Genomic DNA, 1,576 nt, shown 5'->3' on the forward strand with positions numbered 1-1,576 from the left:
GGCCATTGTGATTGTCCCGGCCAAAGCGGTCGAGGCGGCCATTGCCGATTGCTGCACAAAGGGCGTCCGGTTTGTTGTCGTGGAGGCGGCGGGATTTGCTGAAAGCGGTGAAGAAGGCAGGGAGACGCAGGAAAGAATTCTAAAAATTATTCGCGATCATAACTGCCGCGTCCTGGGACCGAATTGTTCCGGGGTCATCAATACCCATCACAACATGGTGCAATCCATCGGGCTGCTGTCCGATCTGCGAAAAGGTAATGTGGGAATGGTGGCCCAGGCCGGTGTCTACGCCGCGGGGATTCTCACGGGATTAAGCAATGTACTGGATTTTGGTATTGTGGCGACCATTGGCAACAAGATGGACATCAATGAAACGGATATTCTGGAATACTTGAGCGACGACGACCATATCTCCGTGATCGTCATGTATATGGAAGACATCCGCAGCGGCAAACGTTTTGTCGATGTGGCCACACGGGCGGCGGTTCGCAAGCCCGTCATCGTGCTGAAATCGGGCAGAACGGAAGCCGGCAAGAAAGCCGTATCCTCGCATACCGCATCGCTTGCCGGTAATGATGAAGTCAACAGCGCGGCCTTCAGGCAAAGCGGCGTGATCCGGGCTCGGGACAATGAACATCTCTTCGCGCTGACACGCGCTTTTTCCAAACAGCCTGTACCGAAAGGCAACGGGGTGCTGGTAATCACCTACACCGGTTCGCTGGGTGTTGCGGCCACCGACATGCTGTATCTCTCCGATATGCGCCTGGCCACACTGGAACCCTATTTTCAAACACGGCTGAAAAACGCCCTGCCTGATTATGCCAGTGTCGGGAATCCTATCGATTGTTCTTTCTCCATGACGCCCGAGCAGGTGAAAAATCTTATTGAAATCGGCGTGGAATCAGGAGACGTGCACAGCTTTATCGTGGTCATTCAGGGAGAAATCCTGGGCTCCTTTGTGGAGGTCATGAAAAACATCGACTATAAGGGAAAGCCCGTCGTCTGCGTTGTGGCCTGCAAAGAATTCATGATCGACGATGTAGTCAAGATGGAGCAGGCCGGCTTCCCTGTTTATTCGACCGCCGAAATGGCAGCGGAAGTTCTAGGGCAGATGTATCACTACGGTGTGAGACGGCAAGGCGCACTTACCGATTCCATCGCGCGTCATCTGACGAAGGATGCGTTCTCCGTGGATAACAATCCCGTGCGCCTGCGCCTGATCAATCCCAAGGACATCGGTCTGTGGACTGATTTTGTGAACGGCTGTTCCCAAAAATCGCTGTGGCTGCGGTTTTTATCGCCCTTTAGCGCAACGCCAGAACGGGCTGAGCGTTTCTGCAACCTCAACCCGGAAGAGGAAGTCGCCGTTGTCGCGGAAATGAAGGTCGGCGATCAATACAAGTTTCTGGGCATTGCGCGTCTGATTAAGAACAAACAGTGTGAAGGCGAAGCGGAATATGCGATCATCATCTCCGATCCCTGGCAGAATAGATCGCTGGGGATAACCCTGTCCAAACAGTGCATCGAACTGGCCAAAAAAGAAGGTTACAGGACCATTCGCGCGGAAACGATCCAG

The 1,576-nt window shown here is 53.6% G+C and carries 1 protein-coding gene; it reads left to right on the plus strand.

Annotation, left to right across the window (positions count from 1 at the left end):
- Positions 1–1,576: hypothetical protein (locus tag CVU71_18555; protein ID PKN16762.1), on the plus strand; the 1,576-nt coding region annotated here is incomplete at both ends.

It is taken from the genome of Deltaproteobacteria bacterium HGW-Deltaproteobacteria-6, from assembly GCA_002840435.1.
Taxonomy (GTDB): domain Bacteria; phylum Desulfobacterota; class Syntrophia; order Syntrophales; family Smithellaceae; genus UBA8904.